This window comes from Chlorogloeopsis fritschii PCC 6912, from assembly GCF_000317285.1.
Lineage (GTDB): Bacteria > Cyanobacteriota > Cyanobacteriia > Cyanobacteriales > Nostocaceae > Chlorogloeopsis > Chlorogloeopsis fritschii.
Window position 1 is genome coordinate 58,792 of the sequence record NZ_AJLN01000116.1, and the last position, 21,856, is coordinate 80,647.

Here is a 21,856-nt window from a genome sequence, read left to right on the forward strand (position 1 = left end):
CATCACCCAACCCTTCTCTTTAGCAAGGAGAGGGGTGAGGAAAATACTTAGAGAAATGTAAATATGTTCTAGTTCTTACTGATTTAGGAGGCGATCGCAATTTATTAGGACTTACGCAGTGATACACGGGAAAAAACCACAAAGAACACAAAGTACACAAAGAAGAGAGAGTTGCAGAGAAATTTTGCGTAAGTCCTGGTTATGACGGGGTATCACCTCAAATTTCCGCTACAGCCCGCTCAATCAAACGACGTGCTAAGGTTTGAATACCAGTGTGTCTGTAGTACTTGACACTCACGTCTAAAAATGCACCCACATAATCTAATTTGTCTTTTGAGAACTGAACGAAGTTTGAAAGGTTGTCAACTACTTTAGCTTGAGTCAATTGCTTGGAAGATACAAAGCTATCCATCCAACCTTTAGTAGACTCAAAGCTTTGGGTAATAAATCCTAGTTGCCCAGCAGCATTTTCACCTGGAATTAAATCTTTAACTCCCTTAAAGGTTTGATTTTGCTCTAGATCGGAGGGACTCATTCCTTTCAATACCGATAATGCTTGATCTGTGAAGCCTGCACCCAACGGAATTAAGCCGTCAAAGGAAACCAAAGCTGTCATTCGCATCAAAGATTCACCGCCATAATCTTTAAGAGCAGCCAAGAAGTCACCAATGCTATCACCCGGAATTCCGTTAATTTGGCAAAAGGCTACCAGCTCTGTCACCAGTTTGACGCATAAGTCAATACTTTGCGCGCGCTCTGGTTTGGGAGTAAGGTTCTTCAGAAATCCCAAAAATGTATCTTGCCCAATTCGGTTCATCAGGGCAGCTGCACCCAAAAAACCTGAGGCAGAATCAACAGTCTCATATAGCCACAGAGCACGCTGATAACCTTGAGATTTATCGTTGAATAGGGTAACTGCACGTTCACCAATTTGTTGAATTAGTGCTTCGTCTGTTTCTCCAGTCACGACACGAATCGTGTTGACAAAGCCTACTAAATTGTTCCACTGTCCGGGAACAACAAAATCCAACGAATTCAATGCCGCTACAGTTAGTCCCCCCTTTGGTAGCTCATCCACCAACTCATATATCGGTTTGCTCATATTAGGCTCCTGCTCTGAAATTGTGGAAGAAGTAAGTCAAATACTCTGCTTTTAAACACTTAACAACCTTTAAGTAGCGGGTTGAGGAGACAACACAGGAGGAAGTTTGGGTGCTGAATCAGAATATTTGGGAATTTTTGAGGATGCAGGAAGATTTGGAGATGCAACTGTAGGCTCTAGCTTTGCCAGTCCTCTCAGATCGAATTTCTGCAACCATGCAACTCGATCATCTCTGGTAAATGATGGATCGCGAGAAAGCACTTTTACCTGATAGCGATCGCCTACCAAAATTCCTGTAGCAGTGGTTCCTTGATCGGCGATCGGGTAATTACCAAGTGTTTCAGTGCTGTTTTTGTACTTGGCTGCTGCACTAGGAACGCTGATTGTATCGCTAATCGAGAGCATGGCAACTGTTTTGCCATCTTTATTCACCTTGTATTCGGCAAAGCCCTTCTTTTCTTGAGCAGGAATAACATTATAGGTTCCTGTTGAGCCTGGGAAAAACTTGTTAAAGGTAGAACCTTGCTCGGCCGTTTTTAGAACAGCTGGGGGTGCACCTGTGCGAGTTGTTTCCTTCTGAATTTGGGAAAAGCGAGATGGTGGATTGGAGGCACAAGCAGTGGTAAACAAAAGCAGGCAAAGGAAAATCAGGATAAATACCCTCAGCCAGCGGGCAGAAATCATTGTTTTCTCCTCAAAATAGAGCAAAATATCTCGCAACAATAAAGCTAAACTCTTAGCTCTATCAATTTATAAGTTTGCAAAAACTTAGACTATGCAAACAAATCAGCACAGTTGTTAAACACTGAGTACCGCTTTGAGTTTTGTTAAAGTGGCTGCTTCTTGAGGGCTGACTTTGGGGTTACCAGTACCAAAAAGTCCACTTCCGGCAGCATTAGCAACTGCATCAGCACAGGAGTAGATAAATTCTTTGAATTCGCTAATTTCCTCTGGTGTGGCTTTTCCATTCACAACCTCTACAGCAGTGTTTACAGCAGCAATTGCTTTATCGGTCACCATACCAGACTGAACTTCTTCTGGCTTGATATCAGGCTTTGCGACTTTAAACGCATTGCTCCTAAGCATTTCTTCTGAGAAGACGGATTGAATAATTGAATTGTTAGGATACTTCTGAGCAGCTCCAGCAATTTCTTTGGACATCGCAGCTGCTTCAATCGCTGTTGAGACAATACCCAGATCAGCCATGGCGACTGCCATACCAACAATCATGGGTGCTTCCGCAATTTTACTTAATTCATCTGAAGTATAGTTTGCAGTCATTTTTTCTACTCCTACTAGGTAAAAAGTAATTCAAATCAAAACTGGGCGTTTAGTATGTGTATTGAGGATTGGTTTCAAGGTATTGCAAAGGAACCCAGCCGCCATCTGCTAGTTCTGCCCAATTGTTGTTGTAACGACCAGACAAAATGACTTGCTGCCCATTACGGAGATTGCCAGTAATTCGATAAGTAGTGCCAGGCCCAGAATAAATTTCTAGGCGATCGCGCCTGGTTCTAACAATCGCCTCAGAGCGATTGCCCAAGTTTTTGCGAGTGTGGCGATCGTGTTTATCAGAACCTCGACCTTTTGTCCATAACCGCAGCAATCCCAGTCCAACCAGCGGTAAAACTAATCCTAATAACCAAGGGTTGATCAATGGCTGGTGTGTAGTTGTGGTAGTGGTTGTATCCTCATATACACTTGTGCCGCTAGCTTTGTTGTAGTTGCACGTTAATTTGTAGCGTTGTCCATTCTGAGTCAAATTCAGAACAACCCTCACAGTATCCGCGTTGGCAGATTCAACACTCACAACATTTTCAAGGTTAAATCCCTTAGCTCTGGCTTGATCGACACATGCATCTTGAGCACGAATAGCCACATTTGCAGGAAGTTTAGATTGTGCATGAGCTGGGGAGGAGGTCAAAGCCATAGCTGCAACAGTGAAGGCTATGGAACTTGATACCTTGAAAGAAGATTTCCAAGTTTTCATATTTTTTACTCTTGTTTAACCAATACAAAAGAGTTGCTGGGTATAAAAGCAGAAAAACACTTCAGCCAAGATTTGACAATATGGTTGAGAAAATTGTGCTGTCGTCAGCAATGTATATGAAGCTGAAAAATGTTTTAGCCAATTGTTACTTGGTTTGTATCGACAGCTGTTGCACCATTAACTTTCTGAGCAACAGAAACCATTTGGGATAGAATTTGCTGACTAGGAACTTTCCCTTTTAAAACTACGGTACTGCCTGTTTGAGCAACGTATAAAGTGTCAATATCAGTTAAAGAGGAATCTTCATCGAATGCTAAAGCAACTCGCTTTGCTAGTCCACTTTGGTCATATTCTCCATTCAAGCCCATCCGCTCTGGAGGAATAGATTCAGTAGTAGATTGAGCCGGACTAGGATTTACTTGTGCCTGTTGAGGTTTTTCTTGTCCAAAAAGTCTTTTTAACCAACCCATAGTTGCTTTCGCTCCATTTAAAAACGAAAATGGTTAGACTTAAAAAATTAATCTGCTCTAGCCAAATACTAGACTAGTCATTATTTGACAAGTCAAAACTACTTAGTAATCCAGCTTAATTGCTTGGAAAATTCCTTCAGAATCATACAAGTTAGATTTTATTATTCTAACTACCAAAAGGAATAATCTGTACAGAGAAAATAATTTTATAAATTCTTATTTGTATAAAATACAATTGAGAGTTTTAAATCATAATTTATAGTACAAAGATTAAAAACTAATGTATTTTACTCAAATGGAATTGCTAAACTTTAGCCATATTTTAGATATACAAACATTATAAATTATAGATTTTTGACTTATATAAGTTTTCTATAAGAAGTCTGAAATCTGCTTGACACAAATTTTTTAGGACTAGATACAATACTGTTCGGTTTAGGAGCCTGTGCTATGGCAGCGGCAGCAAGAGAATGACAAATAGACTGATTTGAGATTTTATCAAGCTACTATAGCTAGTTAATATTCTCGTTATCAGGTTAAACCTGGTAACGAGAACTAGAGCCTCTGGCTCGTTGAATGAGATGGTACAAGATATGAGTAAAACTAAAACTGTTTGAAAAAGAATTCAGAATTCTGTTTGATAAATTAATTTAAAATGTGATCGCATAAAATTATCTATTTATTTGTCTTAAATATTTCCTATTATCAACCTAGATTTTAATATGTAGTTTTATAATTCAAAATTTAATTATTAATTCGATTATTTTTAGCTAATTTTTCTAATTCTTGCTGTAACGACAAAGGCTGATAACCTAATGCAAAAGCCTTTGAACTATTTAAAGAAACATCACTTGGTCTTGGTGCAGCCATTTTTACATCTTGTTGCCGACAAGCTTTCAGTCCAGTTGAGGGAAGCTGAAATACTTCAATAAGTAGACGTCCAAAATCATAACGGGAAATTCTTTCTTTACCTCCTAAATGAATCAGCCCGTTAACTTTTTCTAATGCTAATAACAATCCTTTTGCTGCAGTTATGCCGCTTACGGGTGTACGAAATTCATCTATAAATAAATTTAATTCTTTTCCTTGTTGCAGAGTTTGTATGAATGGTTGCATAAAGCTGGTGGCGATGGGTGTTGCTGCACCAAACATTAAGGGCATTCGACACACAGCAGTCTTGGGATAGGATTCTAACATTTCCTGTTCAGCCATGACTTTTTGCTCACCATATAAGTTGACAGGAGATACGGGATCTGTTTCTTGATAGGGAGCATTTAAGCCATCAAAAACTAAGTCAGTGGAAGTAAAAGCACAAGGAATTAAATAATCTGCGCACAATCCAGCAATATTACACGAAGCTGTAACATTAATTGCGTAGGATTCTTCAGGATAATTTTGACAATAATTTGGTTGTGAGAGCGCTGCTGTATGAATTAATGCTTGCGGCTGAATGTCACTAAATATCTGCTTAAGTTCTTGAAAGTTTGTCAAGTTAACTTTCAGCATTTTTATGTTGGGAATTTCGATCGGATGAGAGAAATAAGTTCCATAAACTTCCCAATTTTGCTTTGCTAGTTGACAGAGATGCCAACCTAAAAAGCCGCTAGCTCCGGTAATTAATAGTTTTTGCATATCTTAATTTCAGGGTTTTAGCCAGAATAAGAATTCAGAAGCCAGGAGCCAGAAGCCAGAATATTCTGAATTCTTCTTTAAAAGTATCCCCCACGACGAGTGTTCTGACTTCTGTATTCTGTATTCTTCTTCAATTAATTAATTCTTGAAAGCGCTTTTCACCACGTAGTTTGTTAAAGTCTGGATCTGTTTTTGCTAATTTATTGTATTTGTTGGGAACGAGCTTCATTGCTTTGTGCAAGTTCTCAATTGCTAACTCCACATTGTTTTGTAAAGCATACGTACAAGCTTTGTTGTAGTATGCCAGATCCTTATCGGGTTTAATGGCGATCGCTTTGTCGTATGATGCGATCGCTTCTTTGTAGCGTTGCAATTTTGTCAGTGCAATTCCTCGGTTAATCCAAGCTTCGTACTTGTTCGGCTTGAGAGCGATCGCTTTGTCGTATGATGCGATCGCTTCTTTGTAGCGTTGCAATTTACTTAGGATATTGCCCCGGTTATACCAGGCTTCATCTCTGTTAGGTTTAGTGGCGATCGCTTTGTCGTATGATGCGATTGCTTCTTGGTAGCGTTGCAAAGCTGTTAAGGCATTTCCTCGGTTAATCCAAGCTTCTGCAAGTTGAGGTTTAATGGCTAGCGCTTTGTCAAAAGTTAATACAGCTTCAGTGTAGCGATGGGAGTTTAATAAATTATTGCCTTCGTTAAAGATATGTTCTGCCTCTTTGGCAGTCTGTGCTTCTGAGATAAACTGAGCTACATTGATCTCTTGTACAGCTTGCTTGCTATTTTTCCCTGCTGAGTTTGCTAAACCACCACAGCCTGAAATCAATAAAGTAATGCAGCTAGAGGCAAAAAACCAACGCCAACAAATCATGCTTTACTAAACTCACCCTCTCATGCTTACAAGTTCTATTTTTAAGTATTGTAAAACAATATTCACTTTTTTATCAATTAGTTTAGCTTAATCATCCAATCATCTATAAAATATTTCTTGCCGGAATAAAAAAATTGGGATCATATCACATTATCTCGGTATGAAAAATTCCTACTTGTTACTTATTAGCTTTTTTCTGAGCTGATTTCTACAAAAATAAAGCAAACATACTGACTTTATCCTGTTAATAAAGGATATAACTTAAATAAAAAGAATACCAGTATTTAATAAATAAGATTTAATTGATTATTAATTCTTTTTTGTCAAAACTATGCATTGATTGAGGGATCTGAGGTAAAAATTAGTAGAGTATTTCCGACTGTATTCGGTAAGAAGTTGCCCTCTGGGCATTTTTTGCTTCTACAACTCGCTGTAAATTTATTGTTTCTAATTTGCGACAGCTAAGATAAAACAGCTGTTGATTAGAGAATGCTGGTGCCAGAATATAATCATGCCTATTGATTCCAATTCTTCCCAAGTCCCGAACCCAGAATCCGTTCCCGAACAGAACTTGCAACCAGATGACTTTGAGGAAACGCCTGTTAATGGTTTAACTCCAAATGAACTGGCTGCGCAGCAAGCCTTAGCCGCAATTGCCTCTCTGCAATCTCCACAAAACACTGCTGCTTTACAGCAAGCGCGTTCTAGTGCGAAGCATCGTTTGAGTCAAGCTGTGAGCGTTAAACCCAGAGCATTGTTGCTAATCCTGGTAGCGATCGCCATTACTTTTACAGGAATTGCCATCGATAACTGGATTGTTGGCACTGTCGGCACTTTACTTGCTTTGCTCATATCTTTGGCAATAATTTTGCCTTGGTGGCAAGAAGTTGCAGACGAGTGGTTTGCTCCTCAAGAACGAGCATTGGTAGTTGCGTTTTTGGGAGTATTAGCAGCAATCATCGGCTTTGTAAGATTTACTGGTGTAGGCGATGGCTTGCTGGCTATTGGACGCAGAATTAACTGGGAAGCTTTCGGAACACTAGCAGAATGGTTTGGTGCTTTGGGGCAAATTCTCATCGCCATCATTGCTGTTTACATTGCCTGGCGACAGTATGTTATTTCCAAGGACTTGACGATTCAGCAAAACTTGCTTACAGTCCAACAAAATTTAATTACCCAGCAGCAGACAATTGATTCTTATTTTCAAGGTATTTCCGATTTAGTATTGGATGAAGAGGGATTACTCGAAGATTGGCCTCAAGAAAGGCTACTGGCAGAAGGTCGTACAGCGGCGATTTTGAGTAGTGTAGATGGCAGTGGTAAAGCGAAAATACTCCGCTTTCTTTCCCGTTCCAAATTGCTCACTCCTCTAAAACGCGATCGCCTACTTGGTCGAGCTATTCTTGACGGTATTGGCGGTTATTGTGAGGATCGTGTCTATGGTGTCCGCGTCATTGACTTAGGAGTAATGCTGGCAGGTGCAGATCTTTCTGGCACAGATTTGCGCTGGACTGATTTGAGTGAAGCTAATCTTGTTCGTACCAATCTCAGCAATTGTGACTTAGTTAAAGCCGACCTCTCCCGTACCATTTTATATGAGGCTAATTTCAGTGGTGCTGACCTTAACGGTGCCATCTTATTTTATGGAAGTCCAGAAACGGCTTCACCTCGCAGTCGCAAGCACCCGCCCAATTACAAAACAGGCGAACACACTGGCGCTGTAGTGGAAGATGCAAATTTTAGTAATGTCGAGCGGATGTCAGACGCTAACCGTTATTACTGCTGTGCTTGGTGTGGCGAAAAAACCAGAGGTACAGTTCCCGGTGGTTGTGAGGGCATTCCGAATAAGTTGGGGAGGTAGTTGAGATAGGGGATAGGGAACAGGGGATAGGCGATCGCTCTAGTCGGAAATGTCTTAGAATGCAGGCAAAGGAAGCAATGCTATGGCTACCTTAATTGTTTTGTTAGCTACGTTTGCATTTGCCATTTTGATTATACTTGTCTTCTTCAGGCAACAGCCTATTAACTATCGTCTCTGTGGACGAATTGCTTTAGCTGGTATGTTCCTGTTTACCGGAATTAGTCACTTCTTACTAGACGATGGCATGGTGCAAATGCTGCCTGAATTTGTTCCTTTTCGGTATTTCATCATCTATGTGACTGGTATTATCGAATTATTTTTTGCAGTCGGCTTACTGCTTCCCCAGTACTACCGATTAACAGGAATACTCGTAATTGCTTTTTTAACCACTTCTGCGGAAGTCCCTACCCTCAGTGAAACGGAGTAGGGATGGATAGCAGGGTGATAACGAAAGCATCCCCGACAGATATCAACAAAAGGTTGATTTTGGAGAGGGGTGATTGAGGAATCACCACTTTCTGTGAGATAATACTGATGGTCGTTGACCTACCCGACCGTATTGAACAGACAGGCTAACTTCAAAGTAGATGTAAGAATCTTGCCGCAGATAAATCGGTAGATCGGGGAATCTGAAAGCCTAGCTGGTTGACCATTGTCGTAAATCCAAGGTGAGTAGGACGGAAAAGATATACGCCTTGGGAAGCAGGGCGTCTGCCTGTTGAGGCAAAGTAAGACCAAAGTGTACTTGTACATAGAGGCATTTGCCGATGAAACGGGAAGCTCCGAAGACGAATAAGACCGTCCCTGAATTGAGTTGAAGTTGGAAGCCCCAACCTCAGCGAAGCAGGTTGGGGTACTTCACTCTGTGTTTTCCCCTCCAATGTCTATGCAGCCTTGAATTCAGTAGATTTTGGCGGTAACGTTTACGGGCCGATTTATCTGCTGTTTCGCGTCCCCCTGCAAGTATTCTTAATTGGATGGGCTTGGATTGTGGCAGTGCGACAACCAACACAGACGATGGCTTCACGAAATTCAGATCATTCCCAACATCATTGATTGTTTTACACTCGGTAGGGGTGAGGCTTTTTGCTGTTTCAGCTAAGTTCCTTGAGAACCTTAATCAAGCTTTCAATGCCGAGTTCAAATGCTTCCTCTACATTTCCACCCAATCGGAACGCTCCGATCAATTCCATATCCACAAAGCCATGAGTAAAAGCAACTACGATGCGAGCAGCACTCAGGGATTTTTCTTTGCCCATCCACTGTTCTACTGTTTTTAACAAAGGTGCAACGGCTGCTGCACTTACTCCAATATCAGGCTGCATCTCTGATGAAAGATTAGAGTAAAGCAACGGATAGAGCGTCGAATGATCGTGGGCAAATTTTCGGTAAGCGATCGCCATCGCTCGTAAATCGGCACTGGGATTATTTCCCTGAGCTGCGTTTGCCAAAGTTTCACCCAGTTCAGCTAGTAGGTGTTCTAACACGGCACGCACAAGCTGCGATTTGTTTTTCACGTGCTTGTACAGCGAGGGTGCACGAACTCCCAATGCAGTAGCTAGCGTTTGCATTGACAGGTTTTCTAATCCTTGAGTTTCGAGCAAGTGCTGTGCTGTGCGGATGATTTCTGAATAGGATGTTTTGGCACGAGCTGGACTCATGATGAACCTGTCAGAGAAGATGAATGCGATCGCAGGGTTTGATGGGCAAACTGGAGTAAACGGGGCAAAATGCGCTCTGGTTGTTCTCTATGGGGATAATGTCCCAAACCTTCAAGCAGATGAACTTCAACCTGCGGAATCGTGGATGTTAACCAATCTGCCTCGGATTGTGGATCTTCATAATCAGGATCTGCCATACCAATAAAGTCGAGAACTGGTACACGGATTGTTTTGAGATGAGCAGAATCGCGCCCAGTCAACAGCATTGATTTAAAGGCAGCAAAGCGCCCTGGTTCGCGTAGCTTTGTTTTTAAGGTAGCAACGTAAGTATCTAAATCATCAGGCGGAAAGCTGGGATAAAGTGAGCGATAATACATACCCCATACTTCGACACCCCAAGGTTTTGCAAACATCCCTGACAAAATCCAGGGCATAAGGATTGCTTTTAAACCGGTAAACGGTACGCGACGGATTGGGCAGATTCCCACTACCCCTGCCACTCGCTCTGGATGTTGAGCGGCAAAATAAGCAGTACTGGCACCAGAAATAGAACAACCAATCAACAATGCTTTCTCTGTTTTTTCAGCATCAAGCAACCGTTCGATGTCACTCGCCAGTGCTGGGACATCAAATGATTGCCACCCCACTGAAGTATCACCATGTCCGCGTAGATCTGCAACCATCACCCGAAAGCCTGCTTTTACTAATTGAGGTGCGAGGCGATCGTACTCTTGACGCAAGTCCCCTACTCCTGGCAAGCAGAGAATCAGCGCTCCATCACCCGCTATTTCGTAAGCCAGTGTTTCGGTGTTGACTCGAATTGTTTTAAGTTCAAAATTCGGAATCATTGAGGACTACCTCCTTTAGCTAATAACATTAGCCTTCAAGGTTAATGTTATTAGCCTTGAATCTACTTGTCCCTGATTGCAATATTTCTTAACTGATATCTTGCTCCAGTTCTCGTTACCAGGTTCAACCTGGTAACGAGAGTTTGTGGGCTGCCGCCTCCAGGCTGTCGGAACTGGTGCAAGATGTGAATTAACTTTGTGGAAAGTAGTTGTTAATTGCCCTTAACCGCCAACATTAACTTTCTTCGCTAACCCTATAGCCTGTAAGATTTTAATTGCCCACCAAGTCATATCCACTTCCCACCAACGTAATCCGGCTTTTGCTACATTTGGATATGCGTGGTGATTGTTGTGCCAACCTTCTCCGTAAGTTAGAAGTGCTGCCCACCAAAGATTGCGAGAGTTGTCTTTCACGTTAAAACGACGATAACCGCGCAGGTGAGCTGCAGAGTTAATTAGCCAAGTGGTATGCCAAAGCAATACTGCCCTTAGAAAGATGCCGTAGATAACAAAAGACCATCCGCCCAAAGCATACAGTAGGATCGCAACAGGGATTTGCAGCAACAAGAAATAGCGATTCAACCATTGATAGAAGGGTTCACGCTCTAAATCAGGGGCATATTTTTTGTAAATTTCGTAGTCAAAAAACTCTGCTTGTGGATAAAAAATCCACAGCATATGACTCCACCAAAAACCACGCTGGGCAGAGTAAGGATCTTTGTCTTTGTCTTCTGTATGCACATGATGCATCCGATGTCCAGCTACCCAAAAAATAGGCCCTCCTTGCATAGCTAGGGCACCTAAGGTAGTGATCGCATATTCTAACCACTTTGGCAAATGCAAACTTCGGTGAGTCAAAAATCGGTGATACCCTAAACAAATCCCAATACTGCCAAATAACCAGTGAAGGAATATGGTAACTCCTAGCGCAGACCATGAAAAACACCAGGGAGCAAGCATCGCTAGGGCGTGAAATGTTCCAAAAAATGCCACGTTAGTCCAGCTTAAAGCTAGCGGTTGCTTATCAACAGCCGCAGTTGAGTGCGAATTCATAAATATTTCCTTTGACGTGAGTACTGTAATGAAAAGGGAACGGGGAATAGGGAACAGGAAGGTTAAAGACAGCTAAAGTAGGATTGAAGAAGAATACAGAATTCAGAAGTCAGAACACTCGTCGTGGGGGATACTTTTAAAGAAGAATTAAGAATAAAGAATATTCTGGCTCCTGGCTTCTAGATTCTATTTAATAAAGGATGCAAGTGCCACTTACATTCTTGAGCTTAACAAAGAAAAATTTTAATTGCAAGTGTCACTTACATTTTTAACTTATGTCCGGTCAAATAGTTTCAACTCGACAGCGACTGATTAATGCAGCGATGTCGTTATTCGCGGCGCAAGGAGTCACCGAAACGACAACAAAAGCAGTTGCAGAATTAGCACAAGTTAATGAAGTGACCTTATTCCGACATTTTGGCAATAAGTACGGATTGCTTTTGGCGGTAATTTCTGAATCGCCAGTGTTTGAAGAACTGGGTGAATCCTTGAAAAGGCAAGCAAGCCAAAGTACCAGTGCCTACCAAGCTCTGAAAGATTATTGCGATCGCCGCTTGCAGGCTTTAGAAAAAGTTCCAGATTTGGTGCGTTCCTTGGTAGGTGAAGCAGGAAATTATCCAGTAGAAAATCGTCAAGCACTGGGACGAAGTTTGAATCAAGCCAACCGCTATGTTGCTGAATATTTAGCAACAGTCGTGGAGCGAGAGCAATTACATACCCATTTACCAACCGAGAAGTTAGCAAGTTTACTCAATAGTCTGTTGTTGGGGTATGCCATGATTCAGTTTACTAGTGAATTTCACGAATTTTGGCGTGACAGAGATGAGTTTTTGGAAAGCTTGGTAGCGTTGTTTTTACCCAGTGCTACAGATTCTACAAGTTCAAGAAAATATGAGTTTATTGCTACAGAGAAGGTGATAGATTTACCAGCAAATTTAGTTCATTTGATTTTGCAACGAGCGAAGAAATCAGGGCTGCGAGATTATGCCCTGATGTATGTTTTGTTTGGAGCAGGTTTATCAACTACAGAAGTTGTGAATTTAGAGCGATCGCACCAGATTATCGATACCAATCGGCACTTGTTGCAAATTACTCAAGGCTCGACTCGACAAGTTCCTGTTAATCAGTGGATTTTGGGTAAGCGATATGGTTCTCATACTCGCAATCCACTAACTCAATGGCTAAAAAGCCGTAAAGATGAACATTCGGCATTATTTCTCAACGATAGTGGAATGCCAATATCAAAGGTAGAAATAGAGGAGCGCTGGCAGATATTAACAGAGGGATTATTGACACCAGAAGGACAACAGCCTGCCATTGAGCAAGCCCAACAGACGTGGTGTACAGAAATGTTGATGAAGGGAATGAATTTAGAAGATATGAGTATTATTACTGGCTGGAATTTGACTCAATTACAACCCTACGCTCGTAGAGCTAAAGAAAAATTAGCTCTAGAGCAGGCTATTCGCCTGGATCAGAAATCAAGGCAGGTAACTAGGGAGAGTTAATTGAAGTTGACTTTTTGGCGATCGCTTCAAAAGGGACAGGGTTGGGGATAGGGCTGGGAGAAATCCCTCTCAATAACCCTAAGGTGGGCACTGTCCATAACTTAAAAATAAGGGCTTGAGGAAAGTTGAGCAGTGCCCACCCTACAAAAATTGCTGCTACAAATGAAACAAACAAGTCAAATCCCCTTTCCTTCTGCCTTCTGCCTCTGGGAAGTTCTGTTAGTGTAGCTCCTCCACAAGGAGGCTCGCCGTGCGACGGCGCACCCTCACGGGAAGCTGCTTCGCGTCTTGTGACTTCTCTCTGCCTCCTGCCACGCCAGTCGCCCCAAGTCGGGGAACCCTTTCGCCAGTCACCTGCGGAGGGAAACCCTCCCGCAGTGCTGGCTCACCACGGCGCTGGCTCCTCTGCCTGATTTCTTCAGAGCGTGCCAATATCTGTAGCGGGTTGCATAGCCTTTGTGCTTTGTTTTGCTAACATCGTAGCTCAGAGGATAATCAAGGCGGGTATGGGGCAATGGTGCGCTTAAGGCTTTGGCAATGGATCGTATTGGCAATTCCGATCACTTTCATCATTGGTTTTTTACTGGTGTCGGCGGGATTGCAGATCCACGAATGGGGTATTAACTGGATCTGGGGCGTGTTTACCCTTTTATTCGTGGGTTGGCGTTGGCTGCTAGTAAAATGGACTCGACCGCAGTTCGAGCAGTTTGAAAATGTTGTGGCAGAAGTCAGCAAAGAACTGGAATCTGCGATCGACGAAACAACGCCTACTGTGGGAGCTGACGCCACTAAACAAGCAGAAGTTGCACTCCAAGAAATCCTGAGCGCGGCACAAAATGATGCTCCGATCTGGGAAGACTGGCAAACTTTTTGGCAGCGCTGTCAGGATCTGGTTGTCGCCATTGCCAAGATTTATCATCCAGAAGTGAAGTATCCGCTGTTGAACATTTACGTTCCTCAAGCTTACGGGCTGATTCGGGGAACAGTAGACGATCTAGATCAGTGGGTGCAAAAATTATCCCCTGCTCTCAATCAGGTGACAGTTGGGCAAGCATATCAAGCATACGAAGTTTATCAGAGCTTAGAGCCATCTGCTCGCAAACTGTGGCGAGCCTGGAGTTGGGCACAATGGTTGTTGAATCCTGTGGCGGCGGTGGCAAGTAAAGCTAGTCAGCGTTCCAGTAGCCAAGCCAATCAGCAACTACTGGTGAACTTGAGTCAAATGCTTCGAGAAGCGACTCTGCGGAACTTATGCAGGCAAGCAATGATTCTCTACGGAGGTAGTACACTGCCAGCTTTTGTTACCTCCATTCCTACACCAACGATTCCCAAAGCCAAAACTCAAACACTGCGGGAAATTCTGGCACAAGCCGAACCTACCGAAGTTGTTGAACAAAAACCCATTAATATTCTGTTGGCAGGAAGAACCGGAGCAGGAAAAAGCAGTCTGATTAACACGCTGTTTCAAGCAGAAAAAGCCGCAGTCGATATTTTGCCCAGCACCGATCGCATTCAAAATTATCATTGGCAAACCGGAAGCGGTGAACAACTGACGCTCTGGGATACCCCTGGTTACGAACAAGCCAACCGCGCAGATTTGAGAGAACTCGTGCTTGACTACGCTCAAACCGCAGATTTACTAATGTTGGTTACTCCTGCTCTCGATCCGGCTTTGCAAATGGATGTGGACTTTCTCCAAGATATCAAGGCAGAAGTAGCAGACTTGCCAGCGATCGCGATCGTAACTCAAGTGGATCGTCTCCGCCCGATTCGGGAGTGGAACCCTCCTTATGATTGGGAGTGGGGCGAGCTTCCCAAGGAAATTGCTATTCGCGAAGCGACTGAGTATCGCGCTCAACTGCTAGGAGAATTCTGCGATTTAGTTCTGCCTGTCGTGACTGCTGATATGAAAACAAATCGAGCTGCTTGGGGAGTGGATGCCCTATCGCTGGCATTGGTGGAGGCGATCGCACCTACCAAGCAACTGAGGCTAGCTCGCTTTTTGCGTAATCTGGAAGCTCGTACTGTTGCTGCTGCCAAAATTATCGATCGCTACACCTTCCAGATGACAACAACCCAAGGATTAACTGCATTTCTCAAAAGCCCTGTACTGCAGTTTATTTCTACATTGGCAACCGGATCTCCAAATTTGGCTTATCTGTTGGCAGAACAAATTCCTGTGGAACAGCTACCGATTGTCATTGGCAAACTGCAAATGGCTTATGACCTTTTCTCGCTGTTAAATACGAGTGATAATCCTCTTAATTTTGACTTGCTGTCTCTTTGGCCATTACTTTTGGATAATTCTACTTCATCTGAGCGCAACGCTTGGGCATTTGGTCACTCCTTAGTTGAGTATTGGACTCAAAATTTGACAGTTGAACAACTCCAGCAAAGATTTGAGTATTATTTGCAGCAAAGTTAAGTCAAGTTACGATTTTTTCTACTCGCTACTTGCTTTTGTTCGGTTTGTAACAATGGAAGTAGAACAAATCTTTTGGGTAGGGTGATGAAACCTTTTACTTCGTTAGTTCTGACAACATTCTTTGCTGCGATCGCAAGTTTAACTTTTGCTCAAACTGCTAAAGCTCAATCTGTTCGCCCTGGCAATCAATATTGTGGAGGTTATAAAGACTACCGTACCTATTATCCTCGTAACAGTTACTCTAGCCATTCACTTAATCGCTTGAATTCTCAGTGTTGGCGTTGTTTTAACCGTTCTGCCAATAATTTTTCAACCAATGGGCAAAATAACCGAATTAATCACGCAAAAGGTTATTCTGTCTATGATAATATCCGCTATCGCCCTCAACGCGATCGCACTTTTTAGATTGTGCTGGATTGAGACTCTTTGGGCGTCAGGCGATCGCTTTTTTTTCAATAAAATACTGCTACTTACCCTACAACAATCATTTTATAAATGTGCAAAGCTAGTAGTAATTCTATAAGTAATACTGCTAACAACTGTACAGGCGGGTTTTAACAATAATCTCTTTAGGATAACCAAATATCTCAATAAACCCGCCCCTACAAACCACGAACTATATCTAACCAGGTTTGCATACTTATAGGCGATGAGGGTGTGATATCAAATTGAAAATAAGGGCGAACGATGGGACTCGAACCCACGAATGGAGGAACCACAATCCTCTGCCTTAACCACTTGGCTACGCTCGCCATGTCTATTGCGTTTCTTATTATAACACTCTCCAACAAAATGGTCTAGTGTTTTTTATCAAGGAACGGACTTAGATAATCTGAAGTCTAAAGACCACAGTAAATTACGATCTGGAAAATGAAAGTCTCAAATATTATGGCATATGTGGGAGTGGTAGGACTAATTGTCCTGGGTGTGGTAATGGCGAAGACAAACCCCGCTCAAGTTGAATATGAAGAGTATGCCGAGCAACGACTAACAAATTATTTAAAGACTAACGTTTGTAAAAAAACTCCGAAAATATTAGAAAATTTAATCCGGTTTAATTGTAAGCAAATAGTGGATTCGGCTAGATCGCAAGTGCGAGAACTAATTGCAGAAAATACCGAACGACAAGATTTTGTAATTTTTAGTATTTATCGTACAAATTTAAGTCTAAATTCTGTGACACCTGGTGTGAATCTGGATGCTCTGTTATCTTCTACACCTGGTTATCAATTTGAGACATTGGGAGCTTTTGATCAGTTTTATACTTATAAGGCTGAACAGCTTTAGACTCAAAAGGCAAAAGGCAGTTCCGATGAGACAAGTTTCATCACCAAGAGTGAAAGTGGAATTTTTACTGTTCCCTGTTAAGAGTTCCCCCAACCCGACTTTCAAGCTAGAAGGAGAAGCGTTTCTTTAATTGCTTACATTCGCAAAGCCTTAAGAAAGCCAGATTTGGCAGCAATTGTGGTTGATACTGATTATTCAGGCACTATTATCACCTCTTTGAGGCTACAAGAGGTGATTTTGAGGTGTAGTATAAGAGTTTTATTGTAATTAGAATTTGTAAAAACAAAAATAGAGCTTTAGTTAGAAATAATAAAACACTAAGTCTTTCTTTTGGGGAAGGTTAATCTTTGCTGTCATGTCTAGAATTTTTAATGGAGTTAGCTTTTAAATTCTTGTGAGTAATTATTTAAATTCAATGACTTGCAAGAAGATAAAATTTACAACTTAAAGAGAGGAAAACGGCTGATGTTCTTTCATAAAAAAGAAACAATTCATGTTGTTAATGTTAAGGAACCTAACCCACGTTTTGCTCAACTGCTTTTAGAGCAATTTGGTGGTGCGACAGGTGAGCTAACAGCAGCTTTGCAATATTGGACTCAGTCCTTCCACTGTGAAAATCCTGGCATCCGGGATATGTTACAAGATATTGCGATAGAAGAGTTTGGTCATTTAGAAATGGTGGGTAAGTTGATTGAAGCACACACCAAAAATGTTGACCAAACTGACGCTTATAAAAGTACTTTGTTTGCAGTGCGTGGTATGGGACCACATTTGTTAGATAGTCAAGGTAATGCTTGGTCTGCTAATTATGTGAATGAGGGTGGTGATGTAGTGCGCGATTTGCGGGCTAATATTGGCGCTGAAGCTGGCGCGCGCCAAACTTACGAAGAATTAATTAAATTAGCACCTGATGAAGGTACTAAAAATACACTTGTTCATTTATTGACACGAGAAATATCCCATACCCAGATGTTTATGAAGGCGCTGGATTCATTGGGTAAATTAACCGATCCGTTCTTTGGTAATATTCAACCCGATAGCACTGTGGATATTTACTATAACTTGTCTAGTGATGGAAAAGACGAACGCGGCCCTTGGAATTCAGAACCAACTTTCCGTTATATTGCCGATCCAATGGCGGAAAAGCAATCTTAATTAGTTCTTGACACAAATCCCCGATTTTTCAAAAAAGTCGGGGATCTTGTTTTGATTTGCTAAGATACTTTAAGTAAAAATTGGAAGTTGCACTTTTGCTAATGCCATCTGCGTATCTGCTAGTATCCCACGGAAGTCGAGATCCGCGACCGGAAATTGCTATGCAACAGTTGGCAAAACTAGTATCCAACAAAGCGCAAGGTAACTTATCTAAGGTTGCTGGTGTGAATGTGGCTTTTGCATCGATGTGTGAAACTTTAGTAGGTACAGCATACCTGGAACTCAGCCCAGAACCTTTACATCAGCAAATTATCAACTTTGCCCGAAATTCTGTTGCTACTTTAAAGGAGACTCACCTTAAAATCATACCTTTATTTCTGATGCCAGGAGTCCACGTTATGGAAGATATTCCTCGTGAAGTCGAGCTGGCACAGCAGTCTCTAGGCCAAGATATCCTCATCGAATTACAACCATATTTAGGCAGCCACTCAGGTTTAGAACAGTTGTGGGCAAAGCAGTTTGCAGGAACAACAGCAACTGCCAAGATTGTTTTAGCCCACGGTAGCCGACGTTCGGGTTCGCTACAACCAGTGGAAGCGATCGCCAAGAAATTAGGTGCAGTGACTGCTTATTGGGCTGTTGCTCCTAGTTTAGAATCGCAAGTCCAACAGTTAATTGCTGCTGGATACAGACAAATTGCGATTCTGCCATACTTTTTATTCGCTGGTGGCATAACTGATGCGATCGCTCAAGCTACAAAAAAGTTACAATTACATTTTCCTGAGGTAAATTTTCAGCTGGCGGAACCTTTGGGAGCAAGTGCAGAATTAGCCGATTTGATTTGGGATTTGTTAGAAAAATGAACCGCCAAGACGCAAAGTCAGAGGGGAGGGCTTGTTTGGGAAAGGTATATTTGGTTGGTGCTGGGCCTGGAGATCCGGGGTTGATGACACTCAAGGGTAAGGGACTGCTAGAATGTGCGGATGTTGTCATTTATGATGCTTTGGTAAGTCCGGCAATTCTGGCGATGATCAATCCTATGGCTCAGAAGATTGATGCTGGTAAGCGACGGGGGCGTCATTCTCTGATTCAGGAAGAAACGACACAGTTGCTGATTGAAAAAGCGCAGGAGTATGCAATTGTTGTGCGTTTGAAGGGAGGTGATCCCTTTGTTTTTGGCCGTGGCGGCGAGGAGATGGAAGAATTGGTGAATGCTGGAGTGCCAGTAGAAGTAGTGCCAGGTATCACTTCGGGAATTGCCGCTCCAGCCTATGCAGGCATACCTTTGACGCATCGTCTCTATAGTTCTTCGGTAACTTTTGTTACTGGACACGAGGCAGCGGGTAAGTATAGACCGAAGGTTAATTGGCAGGCGATCGCTCACGGTTCAGAAACGATTGTGATTTATATGGGAATTCACAACCTGCCTTATATTGTTCAACAGTTAACGATAGCAGGATTAAGTCAGGAAACTCCAATCGCTCTGGTGCGTTGGGGTACACGAGCGGATCAAGAAGAATTAATTGGTAAGTTGGGAACGATTGTAGAGCAAGTTGAGAAGGCTGGATTTGGAGCGCCTGCAATTGTGGTGATTGGTGCGGTGGTGAATATGCATGAGATGTTATCTGGTTGTCGCCCAGTGTCAAGCTAAAGTTTGCAGTAGTTCTCGCTCATTTGCAGTAGCTCACTCACGCTTAACAGTGGTACGATCCGACCATCATCCAGAATAGTATAGTTCCTGTAGTAGGGTATATTACCTTCTACTTGATGGATAGAAACTTTCCTTTCACCCCAACAGCGATCTATTTGCACTGCTAACGAGCGATCGCCTGCTTTGACAATTAATACACCAGCAGCCTCGATTTGCAGTGGAGTTTCTGAAGCTGATGCGATCGGATATAGGTAATTAAACTGCAAGTAATTTTCCAGACGAATTAACTGGAGAGTCGAATTTTGCCAGTTGAAAACTTCACTACCTTTGACAAGCGAAATTTGCTCTGGATTGAGCGAGCATATTTCTTCAACTGCATCTATAGAAAATCCCAAAAGCATCTGATCGCTTTCTACCAGCAGCACTCGCTCTAATGAAAGGTTAATAGGAGGGTTTGCAATAGACTGTTGCAGATTCTGAGCCGTTTTATTTAACAAACAACTGACTTGATTTGTCTCTGCCAGGCTAAGTTCAATATCGTTAGCGATTTCTTGAATTTTTGCAATTGTTTCTATTACAGTCTGAGATGTAATCTCTAATTCTGGGCAATTATCTATTGATGTATTCTGGTTGTTTGTATAAATACAATTTCCATTTTGGAATTGTATTTGAGTCAAAGTAGATATTTTAGCGGCAAACTTATCATATGTCAGGCGCAACTCGTTATTATCTATCTCCAGCTTTTTGACACGGAGGCTGAGATTGCGAATAAGCTTGTTTAATCTATCAATTTGCATTTCTAGGCTATCATGCTGGATAGTAAGTTCCTTCATTAAATCATCAATGTTTTCTACTCGATTGGCAAGAGTTTTCGTTATTGTTTCTTGATTTTCTCTTTGATGGCTAGATATTAATATTTCCTGTAATAGTTCTAAACTTATTGCCTGAGTGTCTGGAACTTTTGAGATTAATTTTGATTTTTTTTGGCTACTCACTTCTGATTTCGTGAAATCAATGCTTGTAGGTATGCTATCAAGCTGATTTGCCATAATTAATGCTTGCGATCGCCGCCACGCAGATAATGCAAGATGAGTAATTTCTACAATGTTTTCATTAGAGTCAGTAGTTTCTAGGTGTTGCAGAATTGATTTGCAAAGTTGAACAAAAGCTTTTAATTGAAGTATTTCTCCCAAGCTGGCTAATTGAGTAGCTATCATCATGCCTTCGGATTTTAAGTCAGATTTTTTGCCACTAACTAACAAAGATTCTAGGCGTTGCAAATCTTCCTCTACTTCTGTTTGAAAAAGTAAAGTTATCATGTCTTGCAGCCCATCTGATGGGGATAAAGCACTTATGTTTTTTTCAACACTTTGAAAGGACAAATGCTTTTGTAATTCCTCAAAGAGTGGATAACAAAAGGTTGCTAACCATTGCTCATCCAAGATACAACCAACTGCAAGTGATTCAACGATTTGACGCAGCCAATCAACTACTGACGCAAGTATACTGTGTAAATCTGTATCAATTTTTAGAGAATTAGATTGGATTTTTAAAACTTCTAATGAATTTTCTAAACGTTGAGCAAAATTACCCAAAATATTAAATCCTATCATCCCAGCACCACATTTAATAGAATGAGTAGCTTTGAGTGCTGTATCGATGCTTGGAATAGAAAGTTGATAGTTAGGTTTTATTTCTAGTAAAACAGTTTCCAGGGTATTCAAACTATCATTTGCTGCTTCCAGAAATTGCATCTGGGTTTCAATTTCCCTGTCTTTTAACATAATTTGAATTTTTTGTACCAAATTGATGAGATACAATTGATTTCCTGGCAGGCTATTGCCGATAAGAAATTATTAAATTATAGATTATGAATTAAAATAAATTTTGTAATTTCTGTTTCAAACAGAGATTATTTATATTGTTAATATTTCTTTACTATTAATTTATTGTATTCATTGTAGGTTAAAAAAATGACCACATATGGACACAGATAAACACAGATTTTATCGGTGTTCATGTATGGTTGTAATTGATTTACGAAGCAAATTTTGTAGGGTGGGCACTGTTTAAATTTTCTCAAAACCTTATTTTTACATTATGGACAGTTCCACCTTACTACCTAGATTCTGATTTAAAAAGTAAATTTTGTAGGGTGGGCACTGTTTAAATTTTTTCAAAACCTTATTTTTACATTATGGACAGTGCCCACCTTACTACTAAAAAGCACAGAGGTGAAGATTATAAATTCTGTAGAATGGGCAGTTTGACGCTTTATTTAAACCCTTAGTTTTACGTTCTTAACACTGCCCGCCTTATGGTGATTGATAATTGTGCAA

22 protein-coding genes and 1 tRNA gene are annotated in these 21,856 nt (G+C 41.5%); 11 read left to right on the top strand and 12 right to left on the bottom strand.

What is annotated here, in order from left to right:
- Positions 1 to 217: 217 nt before the first annotated feature.
- From UYC_RS0124215 to UYC_RS0124245, 7 genes are all read right to left on the bottom strand, one after another.
- Entirely contained in the window at positions 218 to 1,102 is an 885-nt protein-coding gene (locus UYC_RS0124215) for a hypothetical protein (protein WP_016874716.1), read from the bottom strand.
- A gap of 69 nt (positions 1,103 to 1,171) precedes the next feature.
- A complete protein-coding gene (locus tag UYC_RS0124220; RefSeq protein ID WP_016874715.1) occupies positions 1,172 to 1,786 on the bottom strand; it encodes a hypothetical protein in 615 nt (204 codons plus the stop codon).
- A gap of 114 nt (positions 1,787 to 1,900) precedes the next feature.
- A complete protein-coding gene (locus tag UYC_RS0124225; protein WP_016874714.1) occupies positions 1,901 to 2,383 on the bottom strand; it encodes a hypothetical protein in 483 nt (160 codons plus the stop codon).
- Between the two features lie 49 nt (positions 2,384 to 2,432).
- Positions 2,433 to 3,092 (bottom strand): SH3 domain-containing protein, encoded by a 660-nt coding sequence (locus tag UYC_RS0124230; RefSeq protein ID WP_016874713.1) that lies wholly within the window; start codon positions 3,090 to 3,092, stop codon positions 2,433 to 2,435.
- 134 nt (positions 3,093 to 3,226) lie between these two features.
- Positions 3,227 to 3,562 carry a phospholipid-binding protein gene (locus tag UYC_RS0124235; protein ID WP_016874712.1) on the bottom strand — a complete coding sequence of 112 codons (336 nt, stop codon included), beginning with the start codon at positions 3,560 to 3,562 and terminating at the stop codon, positions 3,227 to 3,229.
- A gap of 744 nt (positions 3,563 to 4,306) precedes the next feature.
- Positions 4,307 to 5,194, bottom strand: coding sequence for an SDR family oxidoreductase (locus tag UYC_RS0124240; protein WP_016874711.1), 888 nt, complete (start codon positions 5,192 to 5,194; stop codon positions 4,307 to 4,309).
- 130 nt (positions 5,195 to 5,324) lie between these two features.
- The gene (locus tag UYC_RS0124245) at positions 5,325 to 6,068 is read right to left on the bottom strand and encodes a tetratricopeptide repeat protein (protein ID WP_016874710.1); all 744 of its coding nucleotides are present in this window, start codon (positions 6,066 to 6,068) and stop codon (positions 5,325 to 5,327) included.
- Positions 6,069 to 6,579: 511 nt separating this feature from the next.
- On the opposite strand from UYC_RS0124245, the gene UYC_RS0124250 reads away from it, so the two are divergent.
- From UYC_RS0124250 to UYC_RS38100, 3 genes are all read left to right on the top strand, one after another.
- Entirely contained in the window at positions 6,580 to 7,929 is a 1,350-nt protein-coding gene (locus tag UYC_RS0124250; protein WP_016874709.1) for a pentapeptide repeat-containing protein, read from the top strand.
- Positions 7,930 to 8,011: 82 nt separating this feature from the next.
- Positions 8,012 to 8,356, top strand: coding sequence for a DoxX family protein (locus UYC_RS0124255; protein WP_016874708.1), 345 nt, complete (start codon positions 8,012 to 8,014; stop codon positions 8,354 to 8,356).
- A gap of 467 nt (positions 8,357 to 8,823) precedes the next feature.
- Complete coding sequence (locus UYC_RS38100; protein WP_200862398.1) at positions 8,824 to 8,985, top strand: DoxX family protein; 162 nt, start codon at positions 8,824 to 8,826, stop codon at positions 8,983 to 8,985.
- 38 nt (positions 8,986 to 9,023) lie between these two features.
- Here the strand turns inward: UYC_RS38100 and UYC_RS0124260 are convergent, their stop codons facing one another.
- From UYC_RS0124260 to UYC_RS0124270, 3 genes are all read right to left on the bottom strand, one after another.
- The gene (locus UYC_RS0124260; RefSeq protein ID WP_016874707.1) at positions 9,024 to 9,590 is read right to left on the bottom strand and encodes a TetR/AcrR family transcriptional regulator; all 567 of its coding nucleotides are present in this window, start codon (positions 9,588 to 9,590) and stop codon (positions 9,024 to 9,026) included.
- Positions 9,587 to 10,438: an alpha/beta fold hydrolase gene (locus tag UYC_RS0124265; protein WP_016874706.1), complete on the bottom strand. Its 852-nt coding sequence runs from the start codon at positions 10,436 to 10,438 to the stop codon at positions 9,587 to 9,589. Before UYC_RS0124265 ends, UYC_RS0124260 begins: the two co-directional genes overlap by 4 nt.
- 222 nt (positions 10,439 to 10,660) lie before the next feature.
- Positions 10,661 to 11,491 (bottom strand): acyl-CoA desaturase, encoded by an 831-nt coding sequence (locus UYC_RS0124270; protein WP_016874705.1) that lies wholly within the window; start codon positions 11,489 to 11,491, stop codon positions 10,661 to 10,663.
- Positions 11,492 to 11,766: 275 nt separating this feature from the next.
- Here UYC_RS0124270 and UYC_RS0124275 point away from each other — a divergent pair, with 275 nt between their 5' ends.
- The 4 genes from UYC_RS0124275 (at position 11,767) to UYC_RS0124290 (ending at position 15,829) form a co-directional block, all read left to right on the top strand.
- Positions 11,767 to 12,999, top strand: coding sequence for a TetR family transcriptional regulator (locus UYC_RS0124275; protein WP_016874704.1), 1,233 nt, complete (start codon positions 11,767 to 11,769; stop codon positions 12,997 to 12,999).
- Between the two features lie 125 nt (positions 13,000 to 13,124).
- On the top strand, positions 13,125 to 13,412 hold the full coding sequence (locus UYC_RS38645; RefSeq protein WP_162139012.1) for a hypothetical protein: 288 nt from the start codon (positions 13,125 to 13,127) through the stop codon (positions 13,410 to 13,412).
- A 101-nt stretch (positions 13,413 to 13,513) separates the two neighbouring features.
- Entirely contained in the window at positions 13,514 to 15,424 is a 1,911-nt protein-coding gene (locus UYC_RS0124285) for a GTPase family protein (RefSeq protein ID WP_016874702.1), read from the top strand.
- A gap of 84 nt (positions 15,425 to 15,508) precedes the next feature.
- Positions 15,509 to 15,829, top strand: a complete 321-nt coding sequence (locus tag UYC_RS0124290) for a hypothetical protein (RefSeq protein WP_016874701.1) — start codon at positions 15,509 to 15,511, stop codon at positions 15,827 to 15,829.
- Positions 15,830 to 16,103: 274 nt separating this feature from the next.
- Here the strand turns inward: UYC_RS0124290 and UYC_RS0124295 are convergent.
- Positions 16,104 to 16,176, bottom strand: a tRNA-His gene (locus UYC_RS0124295).
- Positions 16,177 to 16,294: 118 nt separating this feature from the next.
- Here UYC_RS0124295 and UYC_RS0124300 point away from each other — a divergent pair.
- The 4 genes from UYC_RS0124300 to cobA all read left to right on the top strand — a co-directional run bounded on the left by UYC_RS0124300 (position 16,295) and on the right by cobA (position 19,517).
- Positions 16,295 to 16,711, top strand: a complete 417-nt coding sequence (locus UYC_RS0124300; RefSeq protein ID WP_026087465.1) for a DUF4359 domain-containing protein — start codon at positions 16,295 to 16,297, stop codon at positions 16,709 to 16,711.
- Between the two features lie 465 nt (positions 16,712 to 17,176).
- A complete protein-coding gene (locus UYC_RS0124305) occupies positions 17,177 to 17,866 on the top strand; it encodes a manganese catalase family protein (protein ID WP_016874699.1) in 690 nt (229 codons plus the stop codon).
- Between the two features lie 101 nt (positions 17,867 to 17,967).
- Positions 17,968 to 18,729, top strand: coding sequence for a sirohydrochlorin chelatase (locus UYC_RS0124310; RefSeq protein ID WP_016874698.1), 762 nt, complete (start codon positions 17,968 to 17,970; stop codon positions 18,727 to 18,729).
- Positions 18,726 to 19,517, top strand: coding sequence for a uroporphyrinogen-III C-methyltransferase (cobA, locus tag UYC_RS0124315; protein ID WP_016874697.1), 792 nt, complete (start codon positions 18,726 to 18,728; stop codon positions 19,515 to 19,517). Before UYC_RS0124310 ends, cobA begins: the two co-directional genes overlap by 4 nt.
- Here the strand turns inward: cobA and UYC_RS0124320 are convergent.
- The gene (locus UYC_RS0124320) at positions 19,514 to 21,301 is read right to left on the bottom strand and encodes a chemotaxis protein CheW (RefSeq protein ID WP_235082946.1); all 1,788 of its coding nucleotides are present in this window, start codon (positions 21,299 to 21,301) and stop codon (positions 19,514 to 19,516) included. The two genes, cobA and UYC_RS0124320, sit on opposite strands and share 4 nt — an antisense overlap.
- Positions 21,302 to 21,856 lie beyond the last annotated feature (555 nt).